Genomic DNA, 18,995 nt, shown 5'->3' on the forward strand with positions numbered 1-18,995 from the left:
GGGAGGTGAGCAGCAATCAGGCCAGGCGGGCGCGGTGGCGGGCCAACTGGGCGCGCACCTGGGCCGGCGCGGTGCCGCCCAGCGTGTTGCGGGCGTTGAGCGAGCCGCGCAGGCTGAGGGCGTCGAACACGTCCTTCTCGATCTGCGGGTGAAAGCCCTGCAGCACGGCCAGGGGCAGCTCCGACAGGTCCACGTTGTGCGACACGGCGGCCTTCACGGCATGGGCCACGGTCTCGTGCGCATCGCGGAACGGCAGGCCCTTCTTGACGAGGTAGTCGGCCAGGTCGGTGGCGGTGGCGTAGCCCTTGAGCGCGGCCTGCTCCATGGCCGGCGCGTTGACGGTGATGCCGCCTTCCTTCTTGCCCGTGGCCGGGTTCGGCTGGCCGCCGACCATCTCGGCGAAGATGCGCAGCGTGTCCTTCAGCGTGTCCACGGTATCGAACAGCGGTTCCTTGTCTTCCTGGTTGTCCTTGTTGTAGGCCAGGGGCTGGCCCTTCATCAGGGTGATGAGACCCATCAGGTGGCCGACCACGCGGCCGGTCTTGCCGCGCGCCAGTTCGGGCACGTCGGGGTTCTTCTTCTGCGGCATGATCGACGAGCCGGTCGTGAAGCGGTCGGCGATCTTGATGAAGCCGAAGTTCTGGCTCATCCAGATGATGAGTTCTTCCGACAGGCGGCTCACGTGCACCATGCACAGGCTGGCGGCGGCGGTGAACTCGATGGCGAAGTCGCGATCGCTCACGGCGTCCAGGCTGTTCTGGCACACGCCGTCCATGCCCAGGGTTTTCGCCACGCGCTCGCGGTCCAGCGGGTAGGTCGTGCCGGCCAGGGCGGCGGCGCCCAGGGGCAGCACATTGACGCGGCGGCGCACGTCCTGCATGCGGTCGGCATCGCGCGCGAACATCTCCACGTAGGCCAGCATGTGGTGGCCGAAGCTCACCGGCTGCGCCACCTGCAGGTGGGTGAAGCCGGGCAGGATCACCTCCACGTTCTGCTCGGCCACGTCGACCAGCGACACCTGCAGTTCTTTCAGCAGATCAGCGATCAGGTCGATCTCGCCGCGCAGCCACAGGCGCACGTCGGTGGCCACCTGGTCGTTGCGGCTGCGGCCGGTGTGCAGGCGCTTGCCGGCGTCGCCCACCAGTTGCGTGAGACGCGCCTCGATGTTCAGGTGCACGTCTTCCAGGTCGAGCTTCCACTCGAAGGCGCCGGATTCGATCTCCTCCTTGATCTGCGCCATGCCGCGCTGGATGGAGGCGTGGTCGGCGGCCGAGATGATGCCCTGCGCGGCAAGCATGTCGGCGTGCGCCAGGCTGCCGGCGATGTCGGCCTGCCACAGGCGCTTGTCGAAGAACACGCTCGACGTGTAGCGCTTGACCAGGTCGCTCATGGGCTCGGAAAACAGCGCCGACCAGGCCTGTGCCTTGGTGTCGAGCTGGTTGTGGGAGGGGGCGGACGCTGGGCTGGAGGCGGGGCTGGTGGACATGGAGGGCAATAATCCGGTGGTTCAGACACCCGGAACACCCGGATGCCGCAATGCAAGAGACGCAAATTTTATCGACCCGGCCGCAGGCCCTGACCGAAGACCCCCGCCAGCCCCTGGGCCGGCGGGTGCTGGTGTTCGACGCCTGCCATGTCGGGGTGATCCTGCGCGCGGTGCTTTTCGTGGAGGCGGTGCTGGGCGTGGGCGCCCTCTTCAACACCGCCACACCCCTGGAATGGCTCGGCCGGCTGTCGCTGCTGACGGGCGGCGCCCTGCCCGCCACGCTGGCCTGGCTGGTCACCGCCTGCAGCCTGAAGACCGTGCTGCAGCGCCTGCCGGTGGCGCTGCAATACGCAGCGGGCGTGGCGCTGGGCACGCTGTCCGGGCTGTATGCCTGCGGCATGCTCGCGCTGGTGGGCGTGGCGGCCGATCCGCCCTGGCTGGCCAGTGCCGCCAGCGGCGCGCTGCTGTCGGCGGCGCTGGTGGCGGCGCTGGTGCTGCGCGCCCGCGCCCGCACGCCCGCGGCCACCACGGCGCGGCTGTCGGAACTGCAATCGCGCATCCGCCCGCATTTTCTGTTCAACACGCTCAACAGCGCCATCGCCCTGGTGCGGGCGGAGCCGGCCAAGGCCGAGGCGCTGCTGGAGGACCTGAGCGATCTGTTCCGCCACGCGCTGGTGGACCAGGGCGAGTCGGCCACGCTGGGCGAAGAGATCACCCTGGCGCGCCGCTACCTGGACATCGAGCAGGTTCGCTTCGAGGAACGGCTGCGCGTGCAGTGGTCGCTGGACGCCCGCGCCGACGGCGCCCGCCTGCCCCCGCTGCTGCTGCAGCCGCTGGTGGAAAACGCGGTCAAGCACGGCGTGGAGCCGAGCGCCACGGGCGGGCGGCTGCGCATCGTGACCGAGCTGCGCGGCAGCCGCGTGATCGTGGTCATCACCAACACCGTGCCCGCCGCGCCGCAGCGCGAGGGCGGCAGGCCGCGCGGCCACGGCATTGCGCTGGCCAACGTGCGCGACCGCCTGCGGCTGCTGCACGACGTGCAATGCGAGTTCAGCGCCGGCATGCAAAATGGCCGCTACCAGGTGCGCATTTCGCTGCCCGCGCGGTCCTGACCTTTCCCCTTCGCCTCCTGCCATGCACATCCTGATCGTTGACGACGAAGCCCTGGCCCGCAGCCGCCTGCGCACCCTGCTGGCCGACTGCGACGGGCGGCACACCGCCACCGAGGCCGCCAACGCCGCCGAGGCGCTGGCGCAGCTGCAGCCATCGGGCGGCCGCGCCTTCGACACCGTGCTGCTGGACATCCACATGCCCGGGCAGGACGGCCTGGCCCTGGCCCATGCCATGCGCACCCTGCCCTATCCGCCGGCCATCGTGTTCGTGACGGCCCATGCGGACCACGCCGTGAGCGCGTTCGAGCTGGACGCGGTGGACTACCTCACCAAGCCCGTGCGGCGCGAGCGGCTGGAAAAAGCCCTGGGCAAGGCCCTGCGCGCCCGGCACCCGGGCGCCACGCCTGCGCCCACGGCGCCCCTTCCCGATGGCGAGACCCTGCTGATCCAGGACCGGGGCCGCACCGAGCGCGTGCCGCTGGCCGAGGTGCTGTACTTCAAGGCCGAGCAGAAGTACCTGACGGTGCGCACCGCGGTGCGCAGCTACATCCTGGACGGCTCGCTGAGCGAGCTGGAGGCGCGCCACGGCGACCGATTCCTGCGCATCCACCGCAACGCGCTGGTGGCCCGCCGCGCGGTGCGGGCGCTGGAAAAGCACTACGACCCCGAGGAGGGCGAAGGCTGGGCCGTGCGGCTGCACGGGCTGACCGAATTGCTGGCCGTGTCGCGGCGGCAGGTGGCGGCCGTGCGCGAAGAGCTGGCCGGCTGAAGACCGAGGGTGTTTTGGGCCGCCAGCACAATCAAACCGCCGGCATACCGCTATTATTTTGATAGCAAACCCAGACCCTGACGCGCCGCCGCGCCGGGGCCCCACAGCCGGTCAGTGCGCGTGGGCCATGCCGCTCACCAGCGTGACCACCGTCATCCCCGCCACCAGCCAGGCGATCTGCGCCACCGTCTGGCCCGCGCTCAGGCGCTTTTGCAGCTGCGGGATCAGGTCGGCCAGCGCCACGTAGATGAAGCTGCTGGAGGCGATGGCCAGGAAGTAAGGCAGCCAGTCCTGCAGTTCGCCGACCAGGAAATACCCCACGACCCCACCCAGGGCGGTGACCGCACCGGCCAGCGACACCTTCAGCAGCGCCATGCGGCGGTTGGCGCTGGCCTGGCGCAGCACCACCAGGTCGCCCATGTGGTGCGGCACCTCGTGCGCCAGCACCGACAGGGCCGCCACCACGCCCAGGCGCAGGTCGGCCATGAAGGCCGAGGCGATCAGGATGCCGTCGCCAAAGCAGTGCACGCTGTCGCCCGTGAGCAGCGCCCAGCCGCCGCCACCGCGCCGCGCTTCGCCTTCGCGTTCGCGTTCGCCGTGGGCGTGCGCATCACCGTTGGCGTGGTCATGGGCGTGGCCGTGCCCCTGCGTATGGCCATGGGTATGCCCGTGCGAATGCGCATGGCCGTGTCCGTGCTCGTGCCCGTGGTGCCACAGCTCGGCCTTGTCGAGCAGAAAGAAGAACACCAGCCCCACCAGCAGCGTGGCGAACAGGTCGTGCGCGCCGGCCTGGCTCTCGAACGCCTCAGGCAGCAGGTGCATGAAGGCCGTGGCCAGCAGCGCGCCAGCCGCCAGGCTCAGCAGGTGCTGCGGCCCCACGCCGCGCCGGCCGTCGCCCAGCCCCGCGCGCATCAACAGGGCGGCCACCCACACGCTGCCGATGCCGGCCGCCAGCGTGGCCAGGATGATTGCTACCAAAGTCATGGCTTCTCGTGCTTTCCCTGCAAGGCCTGTCGGCCTTTTGTATCGAATCGATTCGGCGCGCCCGGCGCGCAAAAAAAGCCCCGAAGGGCTTTGGCGGGACCGCTGGGGCAGGAACGCCGCCGGCGATGGCCTCTCAGGCCACGCCGTGTGTCTTGAACCACTGCAGCGCCCGCTTCCATCCGTCCTCGGCCGCTTCCTTTCGGAAGCTGGGCCGGTAGTCGGCATGGAAGGCATGGGGCGCGTCGGGGTACACGACGAACTGCGACGCCTTGGCGGCGGCGGAGCCGGTCTGGAGAGCCGCTTTCATCTTATCAATCGTGTCAAGGGGGATGCCGCTGTCTTTTTCGCCGTACAGGCCCAGCACCGGCGCCTTGAGGATCGGGGCGATGTCCACCGGGTGCTTGGGCGTGAGCTCGCTGGCCTGCCCCACCAGCCGGCCGTACCAGGCCACGCCCGCCTTGACGGGGCCGTGGGCTGCGTACAGCCAGGTGATGCGGCCACCCCAGCAAAAACCGGTGATGCCGACCTTCTTCAGGTCGCCGCCGTTCTCGCCCGCCCACTTCACGGTGCCGTCCAGATCGGCCAGCACCTGCGCGTCGGGCACCTTGGAGACCAGCTCGCTCATCAGCTTGGCGGCTTCGGTGTACTGGAGCGGATCGCCCTGGCGGGCATACAGCTCGGGGGCGATGGCCAGGTAGCCGGCCTTGGCGAAACGGCGGCAGGTGTCGGCGATGTATTCGTGCACGCCGAAGATCTCCTGGATCACCAGCACCACCGGCAGGTCGGTTTTGCCGGCGGGCGCGGCGCGGTAGGCGGGCACCTTGAAGCCGTTGACCTCGATGCTGACCTTGCCCGCCGTGAGCCCGTCCGCGGGCGTCTGGATCGCGGTCTGCGCCATCACGGGCATGGCCGCGGCGGCATAGCCCACGCCGAAACCGGCACCCAGGGCGACGCGCATCGCGGTTCGGCGGGTGGCTCCCGCCTCGGTGCTCTGGCCCGGCAAGAGGGCGTCGAAATCGGTCTTGAGGTCATCACGCAGCATGGTCTGGCTCCTGGTTGGGTGAAAGGATCGGCAGCGCAAGAGTCTAGGGCCTGCGGCGCGCGGCGGCATGACCCGCAGGGCTGAACGGGTTTACCGCCGTTCGCCCAGGGCCGGTGCAGCAAAAGTGCAGTGATGGCGCGGCTCTTATTTCTGTCTTGACAGAAATTAAAGAAAACCTAAACTGCCCCCATGCAACTGACCGACATCGCCCAACGCTTCGTGGTCCATTGGGGAGAGATGGGGACCGCCTGGGGCGTGAACCGCACCGTGGCCCAGATCCACGCGCTCCTCTTCTTCCATGGCCGCCCGCTGCACGCCGAGGAAATCTGCGAGACGCTGGGCGTGGCCCGTTCCAACGCCAGCAACAGCCTCAAGGAGTTGCTCAACTGGAACCTGATCCGCACCACCCACGTGCTGGGCGACCGGCGCGACTATTTCGAAACCTCCACCGACGTGTGGGAGCTGTTTCGCACCGTGGTGCGCGAACGCAAGGAGCGCGAGTTCGACCCCACCGTGCGCATGCTGCGCGAACTGGTGGCCCGCCCCGACTTCGCCAGCGAAACCGCCGATGCCCAGGACCGCGTGCGCGAGACGCTGCACCTCATGGATTCGCTGGGGGTGTGGGCCGACGAAATGCTGCGCCTGTCCCCCGCCACGCTCGACAAGGTGCTGCGCCTGGGGGCCAGCGTGCAGAAGTTCGTGCGCGGCGGAGCGGCCGACAAGGCATCCCCGGGCTAGGCCTTTTTTTGCCCTGATGTTTCTGTTTTGAATGAAATTTCGGAAGGATTGAACATGAATGCCGCAGCCACCCCCAACCCCGCCATCTATCCCCTCACCCTCTACTTCGACTCGCGCTGCCGCCTGTGCGCCGCCGAGATGGGCAACCTGATGCTGCGCAATACCGGCGGCCTGCTGCGCTTTGCCGACGTGTGGGCGCCGGACTTCGAAGGCCCACCGGCAGGCACCACCCGGGACGACCTGCTCACCCTGATCCATGCGCGCCAGGCCGACGGCCGGCTGCTGCGCGGCGTCGCGGTGTTCCGCGCGGCCTACGAGGCCGTGGGTCTGGGCTGGCTGACCGCCGCCACCCGCTGGCCGGTCATCGGGCCGCTGGCCGACCGGGTGTACCCGGTGCTGGCACGCAACCGCTACCGCCTGCCGCAGTGGCTGGTGCACGGCCTGTTCGAGAAGGCCAGCGGCGCGGCCGCTCGCCGGGCTGCTGCCCGCCGCTGCGGGCCGGGCGACGACCAGTGCCGGCTCTGACGACGCCCCTTACACCTTTCACGGAGCAGTTCCATGCACATCCTTCTCACCGGCTCTACCGGATTCATCGGCCGCGCGGTGCAACGCGCGCTCGAACTTGCGGGCCACACCGTGCACGGCGGCGTCTCGCCGCGCCGCGCGGCAGGCCGCCCCGGCCAGGTCGCCATGGATTTCGCGCACGACACGGCGCCCGCCGCATGGCTGCCGCGCCTGGCAGGCATCGACGCGGTGGTGAATGCCGTCGGCGTGCTGCGCGACACCCGCGCACGCCCCATCGACGCCTTGCACCAGCACACGCCGGTGGCCTTGTTCGACGCCTGCGCCCAGGCCGGCGTGCGGCGCATCGTGCAGATCTCGGCGCTGGGCATTGCCGGCAGCGCCACACGCTACGCCACCACCAAACGCGCGGCCGACACCCACCTGCTCGGTCTGACCGCACAAGGGGCCGTGTCGGGCGTGGTGCTGCGGCCCAGCATCGTGTTCGGCCGGGGTGGCGCCAGCAGCGCGCTCTTCATGAACCTGGCACGCCTGCCGGTGCTGGTGCTGCCCGGGCCGGTGCTGCAGGCCCGCGTGCAGCCCGTGGCGGTGCACGATCTGGCCGATGCGGTGGCCGCGCTGATGGGCCCCGCGCTGGACACCACCGGCCTCATCGAATGCAGCGGGCCCGAGGCGGTGCCCATGGCCGAACTGATCGCCAGCCTGCGCCAGCAATCGGGCCACGGGCCCGCCCGCGTGCTGCGCCTGCCGGATGCGCTCAGCCACCTGAGCGCCCGCCTGGGCGACCAGGTGCCGGCCCTGCCCTGGTGCAGCGAAACGCTCGCCTTGCTGGGCAGCGACAACACGGCAGACCCGGCCGCGCTGCGACGCCTGCTGGGCCATGAAGCGACGCACTACCGCCATCTGGTCGAAAGCGCCTGGGCGCCGTCCGCACGATGAACGCCGAAACCACCCGCTGGCTGCGCGGCAGCCTCGTCCTGGTGTGGCTGGGCACCGCACTGGCCAGTGCCATCGAATCGCAAGGCCAGGGCCGCGATCTGCTGGTGCGTGGCGGGCTGCAGAGCGAAGCCTGGATCCAGGCGCTGGTGTGGGGCGGCATCGCCGCCGACACGGCCATCGGGCTCGCGCTGTGGCTGCGCCCCGGCCGGGCCACCGATGCCCTGGCACTGGCCTTGATGGGCGTGATGACGGTGGTCGCCACGGTGCTGCTGCCCGCGCTGTGGCTGGACCCGCTGGGGCCGCTGCTCAAGAACCTGCCCATCGCCGCCATCCTCGTCGTCCTGCTGAAAGCGCCACGCACATGAACACCTATCTCGCACTCAAATGGATCCACATCCTGTCCAGCGTGCTGCTGGTGGGCACGGGCTTCGGCTCGGCGTTCTACCTGTTCTTCGCCAACCGCAGCGGCAGCGTGGCCGCCCAGGCCGTGGTGTCGCGGCTGGTGGTGCGGGCCGACACGTGGTTCACCACGCCGGCCGGCATCGTGCAGCCGGTGACCGGCGCCGCCATGGCGACGATGGCCGGCTGGCCGCTGTCCACGCCATGGCTGGCCACCTCGATCGCGCTGTATGCAATAGCCGGCCTGTGCTGGCTGCCGGTGCTGTGGCTGCAGTGGCGCATGGCTGCCATGGCACGGGACGCCGCCGCGCAAGGCACGCCGATGCCGGCGCTCTACACCCGCTACGCACGCTGGTGGGAGGCGCTGGGCTACCCGGCTTTCGTGGCCATGCTGGCCGTGTTCTTCCTGATGGTGCACAAGCCCGCGCTGTGGGGCTGATCGCCGTTCAGGCGATGGCGTCGGCGCCCGCACGCGCGGGCGTTCGCGGCCCGATCCCGGCATAGGCGCAGCGCGCCAGTGCCTCGGCCAGCACCTGCGACGGGTTGACCAGGCGGGCGCCCGCCGCGGCCTCGTCCAGGGCCAGCGGGATTTCGGTGCAGCCCATGATGAGGGTCGACACCCCATCGCGTTCGCGCAGCGCCTGTGCCACCGCCGCGAAACGGTGGCGGGCCAGCGCATAGTCGCCGGCCTTCACGCCGTCGTAGATGCCCTGCATGAGCTGCTCGCGCTCACCGGGCTGCGGCAGCACGCAGGCCACCCCGTGGCGCTGCAGTTCCGCCTGGTACAGCCCACTGTCGTACGACCCTTGCGTGGCCAGCAGCGCCACGCGTGGAACCTGCGCGGCCGCGAGCCCGGCCGCCACTTCGCGCATGCCGTGCAGCACCTGCAGCTGCGGAAACCGCTGCTGCAGCTCCCCATGCCAGGCATGGGCCGTGTTGCATGCGATCGCCACGGCCTGCACCCCCAGCGCCACCAGCCGGCCCGTGGCCTGCGCCATCGGCTCTGCCGGCTGATGGGCGCCGGACGTGCGGTCGCCCAGGGCCGCCGTGCGATCGGGAATGGGCACCTGCGCCAGCCAGTGCTCCGGATAGGCCTGGTCCCGCACGGGAATGCCGAGCGCGGCCATGCGCCGTGTGCACGCCTCCACGAAGAGCCGCACGAAGTCGGCCCCGGCGGCCGGCCCCATGCCGCCCAGGATGCCCACCATGCGGGGCACCGGGGAGATCGCGGGGACTGACGGCGTCATGGACAATTTCCGGAAAGCGCTGGCGCAGAGGGCGATCAGTTGGCGGGCTTGTCGCTCTGCGCCACCAGGTTGTCGCGCAGTTCCTTGGACATGGGCAGGCCCAGGTTCTGGCCCTTGGGCGGCACGGGCGACATGAACCACTTGGTGTAGAGCTTCTCGAACTCGCCGGACTTCATCATCCCGCCGATCACGCCGTTCACCAGCGCCTGGAACTGCGGATCGTCCTTGCGCAGCATGCAGGCATAGGGCTCGACCTGCAGCGAATCGCCCACCACCACCCAGTCCGCGGGGTTGCGCGCATTGCCCTTCAGGCCGAACAGCAAAATGTCGTCCATGGCGAACGCCTCGGCACGGCCCGAATCGACGAGCAGCATGGAATCGTCGTGGTCCTTGCCGAGCACGATGTCCATCTCGAGGTTGTTCTCGCGGCTGTACTTGCGGATCACCTGCGCATTGGTCGTGCCGCTGGTGCTGGCGACCTTCTTCTTGGCCAGGTCGGCATAGTTCTGCACGCCCGAGGTCTTCTTGGTGAGCAGCCGGGTGCCGGTGTAGAAATAGTTCACGGCGAACTGCACGTCCTTGCCGCGCGCGGAGTTGTTGGTGGTGGAGCCGCATTCGAGGTCCACCGTGCCGTTGGTGATGAGCGGAATGCGGTTCTGCGACGTGACAGCCTGCAGTTCCACCTTGATCGCCGGGTTCTTGAGCTTGGCGCGCACCGCATTCACCACCGCGTTGGAGATGTCCACCGAGAAGCCGATCGGCTCGCCCGGGCCCGCCAGGTAGCTGAAGGGCACCGACGATTCACGGTAGGCCAGCGTGATCTTTCCCGAGTCGGCGATCTTCTGCAGGGTGTCGGCGTGGGCCGCGGTGGCCGCAGCGCACACGCCGCAAGCGAGGACGGCGGCAGACAGGAATGGCTTCATGGGGAACTCCTTGACGGGAACAAAAAGGGGAATGGAACGGTGCAGGTGCCCAGGCACTTTAGGAACTCGGTGCGGCTTTGAACAATTCATTCGGCAGCATGGGCCATGACGAAAAGTTATGCCATCCGCATCGGCCAGAGGGTCCCCATGCAATCTTCGCGCCCGGCGCCGGCGCATAACTTCCCGGCATGCCTGTCCCGCGGTTTGGCATTGTTCAAAGGCCGCGCGCGTCCCTAGAGTGCCCAGGACGGACAACCAACGGGAATCGAGCGATATGGATGCATGTGTGATGGGTGCGGGCATCGTGGGCCTGGCCACGGCCTACGCGCTGCAGCGCCAGGGGATGCGCGTCACGGTGATCGACCAGGGCCCGGTGGGCGGCGGCGCCAGCGGCGGCAATGGCGCACAGCTGAGCTACAGCTACGTGCAGCCCCTGGCCGACCCCGGCCTGTGGGCGCAACTGCCCAAGCTGCTGCTGTCGCGCGAATCGCCGCTGCAGGTGCGGCTGCAGCGGGACCCGCACCAGTGGCGCTGGGCCCTGCAGTTTCTGGCGGCCTGCAACGGCGCCACCTCGCGCCGCACCACGGCGCAACTGCTCGCGCTGGCGGCCCGCAGCCGCGCCGGGTTCGAAGCCATGCGCGCCCGCGAGGCGCTGGAATGCGACTTCTCCAGCACCGGCAAGCTCGTGCTGTACGGCACGCCCGATGGCCTGGCCGCGGCCGAACGGCAGATGGAACTGCAGCGGGCCTGGGGCAGCGAACAGGCCTCGGTGTCCGCCCAGCGCTGCGTGGAGCTGGAACCCGCGCTCGCCCACCACGCGCCCCACATTGCCGGTGCGATCCACACGCCCAGCGAGTGCGCGGCGGACTGCCAGAAGGTGTGCGATGGGCTGCATGCCCTGCTGGCGCAGCGCGGAGTGCGCTTCGAACGGGGTGCGCAGGTACAGGGGTTCGACCGGGCACAGGGGCGCATCGCGGCGGTGCGCACCAGCGCAGGCACCATCGAGGCCGACCGCTTCGTGCTGGCGCTGGGCAGCGGCAGCGTGGCGGTGGCCCGGATGGTGGGCGTGCACCTGCCCGTCTATCCGATCAAGGGCTACAGCATCACCCTCGACGCCCCGGCCGATGCACCCTGGGCGCCCCGCATGAACGTGACGCACGCGGGTCGCAAGGTCGTGTTCGCCCGCCTGGGCCAGCGCCTGCGCGTGGCCGGCATGGCAGAGCTGGTGGGCAACGACCGCCGCATCCGCACCGAACGCATCAACAGCCTGCGCGCCACGGTGCGCACCGTGCTGGGGCACGAAGCGCCCGCCGCATCGCTGCACCCCTGGACCGGCATGCGGCCCGCCACGCCCACGGGCCTGCCCATCGCCGGCCGCGCCGCCGAGGCCGACAACCTGTGGATCAACACGGGGCACGGGGCACTGGGCTTCACCTTGGCGTTCGGTACCGCGGCCATCGTAGCCGAGCAGATGCTGCAGGCCTGCGCACCCGCCTGAGTCACGGCGGGGGAAGGCCGGCGCGCGTTCGCCGCCGCACTCGGCTTGTCAGTCGCTCTCCGCCAAGCCGGCCGACGCCAGCGTCTGCGCCACCGCGTCGCGCATGCAGCGCACCATGGTGTCCGCCAGGAGTGATGCGGGCCGGTTCACCATGCGCAGCGCCTTCACGGGCACCGCGATGCGCGGCGCGAGCGCCAGCACGTCAACCCGCGTGCGGTCGGCCGACGCTGCGGTGCACACATCCACCAGCGCCACGCCCAACCCGTGGTGCGCGAGCGCGAGCGCCGCGTGGTAGGTCTGCACCGTGAAGGCCGCCTGCAGGCCCACGTCGGCCTCGCGGCTGGCGTGGTTCACCATCGTGCCGAGCGGATCGTTCGCCTCCAGGCGGATCACCGGCGTGTGGGCCAGATCGGCCAGGTGCACCACGCCGGCCTGCACCACGTCCGCATCCAGCGTGCCCTTGGGCGCGATGCACACCACGCGCCCTTCCGCCAGCGTCTCCTGCGCCAGCGAGGGGTGCACCAGCGCACTGAACACGAAGCCGATGTCGGCCTCCTGCAGCACCAGGGCCGAGACGATCTGCGGCGAGTGCAACGCATCGATGCGCACCACCACGTCCGGGTGCTGCGCACGGAAGGCCTGCAGCGCGCGCGGCATCACCTCGTGGCTCAGTGCCAGCACGCTCAGCACATGCAATTCGCCTTCGCGCTGCTGGCCGCGCAGGCTGTTGGCCAGGCGCTGCACGTCGTCGAGCTGGTTGAACAGCCGCTCGATGTGCGGGTACAGGGTCTGCGCCTCGCGCGTGGGCACGAGCCGCCCCTTCATGCGGTGGAACAGCGCGAACCCCAGCTGCAGTTCGGCATGCGCGAGGATGCGGCTCACGGCCGGCTGGGTGACGTTGATGAGCCGCGCGGCCGCGCTCACGCTGCCGGTGAGCATCACCGCATTGAAGACTTCGATGTGGCGCAGGCGCATGGCAAAGGCAGGCTTTTTCGAGAGAAGGGCATCTGACCATATTGCATCAAAAAGCATCTGCATCCGCTGTGCGCAGGACGCAATTGGAAACAAATGTCGCGGTGCGGTCATGGGGTGCGGATAGGCTCGCCGCGGTGCGTGACAACCCGCGGCCCCGGTGGCCCTGGGAGGCCTGCCGTCTCTCGACCCGTCGGCGCGCCGCGTTGCCCATTCCCCTGGATTCCATCCAGCACCCTTCCCTTCCTTCAGAAAGAGACAAGGCACATGGCAGATTCAAGTGGCAGCGCGTGGGTTGCCCGGTTCCCGACCAGTACCTCCACCAGCGATCTGATCGCCAGTTTCCGCACCAAGGTGGACACGTTCATCGCCGCGCTGGAAGCCGGGGGGGCCTCGGTCTCCATCTCCGCCACGCTGCGCCCGCCGGAGCGGGCCTACCTCATGCATCACGCCTGGCGCATCGCCCGCGAAAACGCGGACGCCGCCACGGTGCCCGCGATGGCGGGCGTGGACATTGAATGGGTCCACCGCGGTGCCACGGGCGCGGTCAATGCGGGCGCGGCCCGGGTCGCCGCCAACCAGATGGTGGCAGGCTATGGCATCGTGTATGCACCCGCCCTGACCTCGCGCCATTCCGAGGGGCGCGCCATCGACATGACGATCACCAACTATTCAGGGAAGGCCTTCAAAGATGCCACAGGCACCAGCACCACTGTCACCACCGCTGCGCAACTGCATGCCCTGGGCGCGACCTACGGGGTCTACAAGCTCACGTCCGACCCGCCGCACTGGTCCGATGATGGCCACTGAGCGCATCCTCCCCCGCCGCCGCTTGAGCGGTACGGCAGGCCAGATACCCGACGGCCGTTTTTTCAGCCGGTCCACGGCCTCGGTCCTTCTGGCGCTGGCGGGGCTGTTCCTCGGCGGCACCAGCGCGCAGGCCGACACCGCGCAGCCCGTGCCTTCGGCATCGCCCGTGTCCTCGCGCGTGGGCCTTCTCGACGCCCGCCGGCCCGACGCGCCCCGGCTGGTGCTGGGCCAGCTCCAGCCTGAAGGTGCGGCACTTCACTACCTTCGGCTGTCTCCGCCCATGGGCAAGAAGCCGGAGTGCTGCGTTCAGGCGGGCGCGGCGGTGCAGGACGCCTCCATCCTGCAATACCGCGGTGAAGACGCGGTCCCTGCGGATGAACGGGATGCGAAATTCCAGAAGGCGCCCGAAGAAGGCTTCGTGGGCCTGCTGCTGGCGAAGAACGCCGTGGTCTCCCGCACCCATGCCCACCGCGTGGTGCTGCGATGGCCGGACCGCAAGGCCCGCCTGCGCGTGGACCACTGCCTGTCCAGCGAAGGCATGCACGTGAAGGTCGCAGAGAGCGGCGCCAAGGGGCAATGGGTGCCGAAGGCGCATTACTACCTTCCGCTGGGAGCGGACGTGACGCCGGACTGTCCAGCCTCGTGAAGCGGCTTTCGACCTGGCATCGAAAAGGAACGCTCCGAGTCGCACTTTGCCTTTGAACGCATCAGGGCTCAGCGCCATTGGCATGCTCGTCTGTGTGGCCGTCGGTTTGGGCGCGCTCTGGACGGCTTTGCCGAGCCCCCGTGCGCAGCCGCTACACGTGGACACTGAAGGCATTCAGCGGCATGAGGACAGTGGAGCAGCCGACACCCTGGGCTGCGAAACGCTGTCCCTCACGCCAAAAGACGTAGCCACCTATTTCTCGACCGCCCACGAAGTCTCTGCCGCGACATTCCATGCCGAATCGATCATCCTTCCGTGCAGCTTCTCCGGCACGCTCATGAAAGGCGGGGCGAAATACGCGTGGCGCATCCACGCAGCCGGAGCGGGTTACCTGACGGCCGAGGCCACCGGCCAGACGCAGCGGTTTCTCTGCCAGGCCGCGTGCGAAAAGGCGCTGCCTGCGTTGATGGGGCAGTAAAGCTGGAGTCGGGCCGGCCCTGACCGGCCCCAGCCCGCCCGCCTCAGTGCGCCTTGTCCCAGTTCGGCCCCACGCCGACTTCGGCCAGCAGCGGGACCTTCAGGTCCGCCACGCCCGCCATCAACCGAGGGATCTCGCGGCGCACCCAGTCCACTTCGCTCTCGGGCAGCTCGAACACCAGTTCGTCGTGCACCTGCATGATCATGAGCACGCCCGGCTTTTCGGCGTCCAGCACGTCCTGCACGGCGACCATGGCCTTCTTGATGAGGTCGGCGGCGGTGCCCTGCATGGGCGCGTTGATGGCGGCGCGTTCGGCGCCGCTGCGCCGCGGGCCGTTGGGGGAGTTGATCTCGGGCAGGTACAGGCGCCGGCCGAATACGGTCTCCACATAGCCCTTGGTCTTGGCCAGGGCCTTGGTGTCGTCCATGTATTGCTTCACGCCGGGATATCGCTGGAAATAGCGGTCGATGTAGGCCGCGGCGGCCTTGGTCTCGATGCCCAGGTTCTTGGCCAGGCCGAAGCTGCTCATGCCGTAGATGAGCCCGAAGTTGATGACCTTGGCGTAGCGCCGCTGCTCGCTGCTGACCTGGCCGACCTCGACGCCGAACACCTCGGCCGCCGTGGCGCGGTGCACGTCCAGCCCTTCGGTGAAGGCATGCAGCAGCGAGGCGTCGCCGCTGAGGTGGGCCATGATGCGCAGCTCGATCTGGCTGTAGTCGGCGCTGGCGATCACACGCCCGGGCGGCGCCACGAAGGCCTCGCGCACGCGCCGGCCTTCCGCCGTGCGGATGGGAATGTTCTGCAGGTTGGGGTCGTTGCTGGACAGGCGCCCCGTCACCGCCACGGCCTGGGCGTAGTGCGTGTGCACGCGGCCGGTCGAGGGATGGGCCAGTTGCGCCAGCTTGTCGGTGTAGGTGCCCTTGAGCTTGGACAGGCTGCGGTGCTCCAGCAGCTTGGCGGGTAGCGGGTAGTCCTCGGCCAGCTTTTCCAGCACCTCTTCGTCGGTGCTGCGCGCGCCGGTGGCGGTCTTCTTGACCACCGGCATGCCCAGCTTGTCGAAGAATATCTCGCCCAGTTGCTTGGGGCTGCCCAGGTTGAAGGGCTGGCCCGCGATCTCGTAGGCCTCGGTCTCCAGTTGCAGGATGCGCTGGCCCAGCTCGTGGCTTTGCTGCGCGAGGATGGGCGCGTCCACCAGCACGCCGTTGCGCTCGATGCGGTAGAGCGCCTCGCTGCTGGCCATCTCCAGTTCGTAGATGCCGCGCAGCTTGTCGTCGGCCTGCAACTGGGGCCACAGCACGCGGTGCACGTCCAGTGTCTGGTCGGAGTCTTCGCACGAATACTCGGCCGCCAGTTCGATCGACACCTGGCTGAAAGGAATCTGCTTGGCGCCCTTGCCGCACAGGTCTTCGTAGTGGATGCCGCTGCGCCCCAGGTGCCGCTCCGCCAGGCTGCCCAGGCCGTGCGGCCGGTGCACTTCGAGCACGTAGCTCTGCAGCATGGTGTCGTGGGCGTAGCCCTGCACTTCGATGCCGTGGTTGGCCAGCACATGGCGGTCGTATTTGACGTGCTGGCCGAGCTTCTTGCGCGTGCCGTCCTCCAGCCAGGGCTTGAGCCGCGCCAGCACTTCGTCGCGGGGCAGTTGCGCCGGGGCGTCGGGGTAATCGTGCATGAGCGGCACGTAGGCGGCCGTGCCGGCCTCCACGCTCCAGCTGATGCCGACGATCTCGGCGCGCATCTCGTCGAGCGAGGTGGTCTCCGTGTCGATCGCCACCAGTTCGGCGGCCTGCAGGCGCGCGAGCCAGGCATCGAACGCCTCCCAGGTGAGCACGGTGTCGTACTGCAGGTTGCTCACCTTGGCCGCGGCCACTTCGGCGGGCTCGTCGAACAGGCCGGGGGTGGGGTCCATGGCGGCGCCACGTCCCCTGGACGCCTTGGCGGCCCCTTCCTCCAGCAGTTCGGGGGCGGTTTCCTGGATGTCGATGGCCCGGGCCAGGCCCTTGAATCCGTACTGTTCGTAGAAGGCCTTGAGGGCCGCGGCGTCCTGCGCGCCGGTGGTCAGCGCGTCCAGCGACGGCAGGCCGGCCACATGCCCTTCCAGGTCGCAGTCGGTGCGGATGGTGACCAGCTGGCGCCCGGTGGGCAGCCAGTCGCGCGCGTTGCGCAGGTTCTCGCCGGCCACGCCCTTGATCTCGGTGGCGCGCTCCATCAGCGCATCGAGCGAGCCGTATTCCATGAGCCACTTGGCGGCCGTCTTCGGGCCCACCTTGGGCACGCCGGGCACGTTGTCCACGGTGTCGCCCACCAGGGTCTGGTAGTCCACCATCAGGTGCGGTGGCACGCCGAACTCGGCCGTCACGCCGGCGATGTCGCGCTTCTTGCCACTCATGGTGTCGATGATGGTGATGTGCGCATCCACAAGCTGGCTCATGTCCTTGTCGCCGCTGGAGACGATCACCTCCACGCCCTGCCGCGCCGCGGTGACGGCGAGCGTGCCGATCACGTCGTCGGCCTCCACGCCCGGCACGTCGAGCACGGCCCAGCCCAGCAGGCGCACGACCTCGTGGATCGCCGGGATCTGGCTGCGCAGGTCGTCGGGCATGGGCGCGCGCTGCGCCTTGTATTCGGGGTAGATGTCGTCGCGGAAGGTCTTGCCCGAGGCGTCGAACACGCAGGCCGCATAGTCGGCGCGCACTTCGCGGCGCAGGGCCTGCATCATGTTGACCATGCCGCGGATGGCGCCCGTGGCCGGGCTGGCGGGGTCGCCCGGCACGGCCCGCAGGTCGGGCATGGCATGGTAGGCGCGGTACAGATAGCTGGAGCCGTCCACCAGCACCAGGGTCTTGGGTTTGCTCATAGCCGCAGATTGTGCCCCGCGCTGCGCGCCACCCAGGTGCTGCGCTCTACAATCCGCCCCATGCGCGCTGCCCACACCCTCCTCCTGCTGGCCTTCATCGCCGGCCCCGCCCTGGCCCAGACCCCCGATCAAAACGCGGCCCAGCGCACGACTGATCAGCGAGAGCAGCTACCAAATCAGGAGCAATCGGCAGGCCGCCAGAACCAGCGCGTCGAGCGCATCCAGGTCGAAGACGAAGGCAGCCGCGTGAACGAGCTGCGGGTGGGCGGCCAGACGCAGAGCATCACCGTGCAGCCCAAGACCGGCAGCATGCCCGAATACGAAGTGCAGCCCGGCGAAGGCGCCCGCACCCGCCCACGCAACGGCGCCGAAACCAACACCGCCCCGCGCGTGTGGAACGTGATGAAGTTCTGAGCTCCCGGCCGCCCGCCACGGCGCGGCCACCGGGCGATCGGGCGCGCGGCGGCTTCGGCTGCCTTCCCTGCGTTCGCACTTCCGTGTCTTTTTCCTCTCCACTCCCTTTTCCCTTTCTTCGTTTGCGCTGAGCGATGGCCGTCTTCACCGAAGTCTCCAAGAAAGAGGCGCGCGACCTGCTGCGCCGTTTGCAACTGGGCACGCTGGTATCGCTGCGCGGGATCGAGGGCGGGATCGAGAACACCAACTACTTTCTCACCAGCGACCAGGGCGAGTACGTGCTCACGCTGTTCGAGCGGCTCACCGCCGAGCAGTTGCCGTTCTACCTGCACCTGATGAAGCATCTGGCGCACGCCGGCATTCCCGTGCCCGATCCGCGGGCCGACAAGCACGGCGACATCCTGCACAGCGTCGCCGGCAAGCCGGCCGCGGTGGTGAGCAAGCTGCGCGGCAAGAGCCAGCTGGCGCCCGAAGCCTCGCACTGCGCCGCCGTGGGCGCCACGCTGGCGCGCATGCATCGGGCCGGGCACGGCTACGAACGCCGCCAGCCCAATCTGCGCGGGCTGGCCTGGTGGAACGAGACCGTTCCCGCCGTGCTGCCCCACGTGGGCGAGGAACAGGCCGCGCTGCTGCGCTCCGAACTGGCCTACCAGAACCACGTGGCGGCCTCCGCCGGCTATGCCGCGCTGCCCCGCGGGCCGGTGCATGCCGACCTGTTCCGCGACAACGTGATGTTCGACGGCGAAGAGCTGACTGGCTTCTTCGACTTCTACTTCGCGGGCGTGGACACCTTCCTGTTCGATCTGGCCGTGTGCCTGAACGACTGGTGCATCGACCTGCCCACGGGCGCGCACGACGACGCGCGGGCCCGCGCGATGCTGGACGCCTACCAAGGCGTGCGCCCGCTCACCGCCGACGAGCGCACCCTGCTGCCCGCCATGCTGCGCTCCGGCGCGCTGCGTTTCTGGATCTCGCGGCTGTGGGATTTCTACCTGCCGCGCGAGGCCTCGCTGCTGACGCCGCACGACCCCACGCACTTCGAGCGCGTGCTGCGCGAACGCCTGGCACACCCCGTGCATGCCTGAACGGACGCGGGCGGCCCGCCGCCGGCCGCATGTCCCTGGCCCGTGCACGGCTTGGGGCCCCTCCACCACAATCCACC

The 18,995-nt window shown here is 69.3% G+C and carries 20 protein-coding genes; 13 read left to right on the forward strand and 7 right to left on the reverse strand.

All coding sequences use genetic code 11. The annotated features are described in order from the left end of the window. Positions 1-16: 16 nt before the first annotated feature. Positions 17-1,486, reverse strand: a complete 1,470-nt coding sequence (gene argH, locus AVME950_RS05450) for an argininosuccinate lyase (protein WP_284395004.1) — start codon at positions 1,484-1,486, stop codon at positions 17-19. A 50-nt stretch (positions 1,487-1,536) separates the two neighbouring features. Between argH and AVME950_RS05455 the strand changes: the two genes are divergently transcribed. After that, positions 1,537-2,598 (forward strand): sensor histidine kinase, encoded by a 1,062-nt coding sequence (locus AVME950_RS05455; protein WP_284395006.1) that lies wholly within the window; start codon positions 1,537-1,539, stop codon positions 2,596-2,598. Between the two features lie 22 nt (positions 2,599-2,620). Then, positions 2,621-3,367, forward strand: a complete 747-nt coding sequence (locus AVME950_RS05460; RefSeq protein WP_284429033.1) for a LytR/AlgR family response regulator transcription factor — start codon at positions 2,621-2,623, stop codon at positions 3,365-3,367. Positions 3,368-3,478: 111 nt separating this feature from the next. Here AVME950_RS05460 and AVME950_RS05465 read toward each other — a convergent pair whose 3' ends face one another. Together AVME950_RS05465 and AVME950_RS05470 are read right to left on the reverse strand one after the other, a co-directional pair. After that, positions 3,479-4,351 (reverse strand): ZIP family metal transporter, encoded by an 873-nt coding sequence (locus AVME950_RS05465; RefSeq protein ID WP_284429034.1) that lies wholly within the window; start codon positions 4,349-4,351, stop codon positions 3,479-3,481. 133 nt (positions 4,352-4,484) lie between these two features. Then, positions 4,485-5,393, reverse strand: coding sequence for a dienelactone hydrolase family protein (locus AVME950_RS05470; RefSeq protein ID WP_272564527.1), 909 nt, complete (start codon positions 5,391-5,393; stop codon positions 4,485-4,487). Positions 5,394-5,582: 189 nt separating this feature from the next. Here AVME950_RS05470 and AVME950_RS05475 point away from each other — a divergent pair, with 189 nt between their 5' ends. From AVME950_RS05475 to AVME950_RS05495, 5 genes are read left to right on the forward strand one after another with little or no spacing between them, the layout of a single operon-like run. Further along, on the forward strand, positions 5,583-6,131 hold the full coding sequence (locus AVME950_RS05475) for a GbsR/MarR family transcriptional regulator (protein ID WP_284405848.1): 549 nt from the start codon (positions 5,583-5,585) through the stop codon (positions 6,129-6,131). Positions 6,132-6,185: 54 nt separating this feature from the next. Then, positions 6,186-6,656 carry a thiol-disulfide oxidoreductase DCC family protein gene (locus AVME950_RS05480; RefSeq protein WP_284405847.1) on the forward strand — a complete coding sequence of 157 codons (471 nt, stop codon included), beginning with the start codon at positions 6,186-6,188 and terminating at the stop codon, positions 6,654-6,656. A gap of 33 nt (positions 6,657-6,689) precedes the next feature. Further along, positions 6,690-7,592 (forward strand): NAD-dependent epimerase/dehydratase family protein, encoded by a 903-nt coding sequence (locus tag AVME950_RS05485; RefSeq protein WP_284429035.1) that lies wholly within the window; start codon positions 6,690-6,692, stop codon positions 7,590-7,592. Then, positions 7,589-7,957, forward strand: coding sequence for a DoxX-like family protein (locus tag AVME950_RS05490; RefSeq protein WP_284408433.1), 369 nt, complete (start codon positions 7,589-7,591; stop codon positions 7,955-7,957). The genes AVME950_RS05485 and AVME950_RS05490 overlap by 4 nt, the downstream gene beginning before the upstream one ends. Further along, positions 7,954-8,430, forward strand: coding sequence for a DUF2269 family protein (locus AVME950_RS05495; RefSeq protein WP_284429036.1), 477 nt, complete (start codon positions 7,954-7,956; stop codon positions 8,428-8,430). Before AVME950_RS05490 ends, AVME950_RS05495 begins: the two co-directional genes overlap by 4 nt. A 7-nt stretch (positions 8,431-8,437) precedes the next feature. On the opposite strand, the gene AVME950_RS05500 is transcribed toward AVME950_RS05495, so the two are convergent. Then, positions 8,438-9,238 carry an aspartate/glutamate racemase family protein gene (locus AVME950_RS05500; protein ID WP_284429037.1) on the reverse strand — a complete coding sequence of 267 codons (801 nt, stop codon included), beginning with the start codon at positions 9,236-9,238 and terminating at the stop codon, positions 8,438-8,440. 35 nt (positions 9,239-9,273) lie between these two features. Continuing rightward, positions 9,274-10,161 (reverse strand): amino acid ABC transporter substrate-binding protein, encoded by an 888-nt coding sequence (locus AVME950_RS05505; protein ID WP_272564537.1) that lies wholly within the window; start codon positions 10,159-10,161, stop codon positions 9,274-9,276. A 274-nt stretch (positions 10,162-10,435) separates the two neighbouring features. Here AVME950_RS05505 and AVME950_RS05510 point away from each other — a divergent pair, with 274 nt between their 5' ends. Beyond that, positions 10,436-11,659, forward strand: a complete 1,224-nt coding sequence (locus AVME950_RS05510; RefSeq protein WP_284429038.1) for a D-amino acid dehydrogenase — start codon at positions 10,436-10,438, stop codon at positions 11,657-11,659. Positions 11,660-11,707: 48 nt separating this feature from the next. On the opposite strand, the gene AVME950_RS05515 is transcribed toward AVME950_RS05510, so the two are convergent. Beyond that, entirely contained in the window at positions 11,708-12,634 is a 927-nt protein-coding gene (locus tag AVME950_RS05515; protein ID WP_284429039.1) for a LysR substrate-binding domain-containing protein, read from the reverse strand. Positions 12,635-12,898: 264 nt separating this feature from the next. Here AVME950_RS05515 and AVME950_RS05520 point away from each other — a divergent pair, with 264 nt between their 5' ends. From AVME950_RS05520 to AVME950_RS05530, 3 genes are all read left to right on the forward strand, one after another. Next, positions 12,899-13,441 carry a hypothetical protein gene (locus tag AVME950_RS05520; RefSeq protein WP_272564540.1) on the forward strand — a complete coding sequence of 181 codons (543 nt, stop codon included), beginning with the start codon at positions 12,899-12,901 and terminating at the stop codon, positions 13,439-13,441. A gap of 22 nt (positions 13,442-13,463) precedes the next feature. Next, positions 13,464-14,087, forward strand: a complete 624-nt coding sequence (locus tag AVME950_RS05525) for a hypothetical protein (RefSeq protein ID WP_284429040.1) — start codon at positions 13,464-13,466, stop codon at positions 14,085-14,087. Positions 14,088-14,244: 157 nt separating this feature from the next. Further along, on the forward strand, positions 14,245-14,565 hold the full coding sequence (locus tag AVME950_RS05530; protein ID WP_284429041.1) for a hypothetical protein: 321 nt from the start codon (positions 14,245-14,247) through the stop codon (positions 14,563-14,565). A gap of 43 nt (positions 14,566-14,608) precedes the next feature. Here the strand turns inward: AVME950_RS05530 and polA are convergent, their stop codons facing one another. Beyond that, positions 14,609-17,419: a DNA polymerase I gene (polA, locus tag AVME950_RS05535; RefSeq protein WP_284429042.1), complete on the reverse strand. Its 2,811-nt coding sequence runs from the start codon at positions 17,417-17,419 to the stop codon at positions 14,609-14,611. Between the two features lie 60 nt (positions 17,420-17,479). Between polA and AVME950_RS05540 the strand changes: the two genes are divergently transcribed. Continuing rightward, positions 17,480-17,833 (forward strand): hypothetical protein, encoded by a 354-nt coding sequence (locus tag AVME950_RS05540; protein ID WP_284426080.1) that lies wholly within the window; start codon positions 17,480-17,482, stop codon positions 17,831-17,833. Between the two features lie 134 nt (positions 17,834-17,967). Then, the gene (locus tag AVME950_RS05545; RefSeq protein WP_284429043.1) at positions 17,968-18,918 is read left to right on the forward strand and encodes a homoserine kinase; all 951 of its coding nucleotides are present in this window, start codon (positions 17,968-17,970) and stop codon (positions 18,916-18,918) included. Positions 18,919-18,995 lie beyond the last annotated feature (77 nt).

Origin of the sequence: Acidovorax sp. SUPP950 (genome assembly GCF_030158935.1) — a bacterium.
Taxonomy (GTDB): domain Bacteria; phylum Pseudomonadota; class Gammaproteobacteria; order Burkholderiales; family Burkholderiaceae_C; genus Paracidovorax.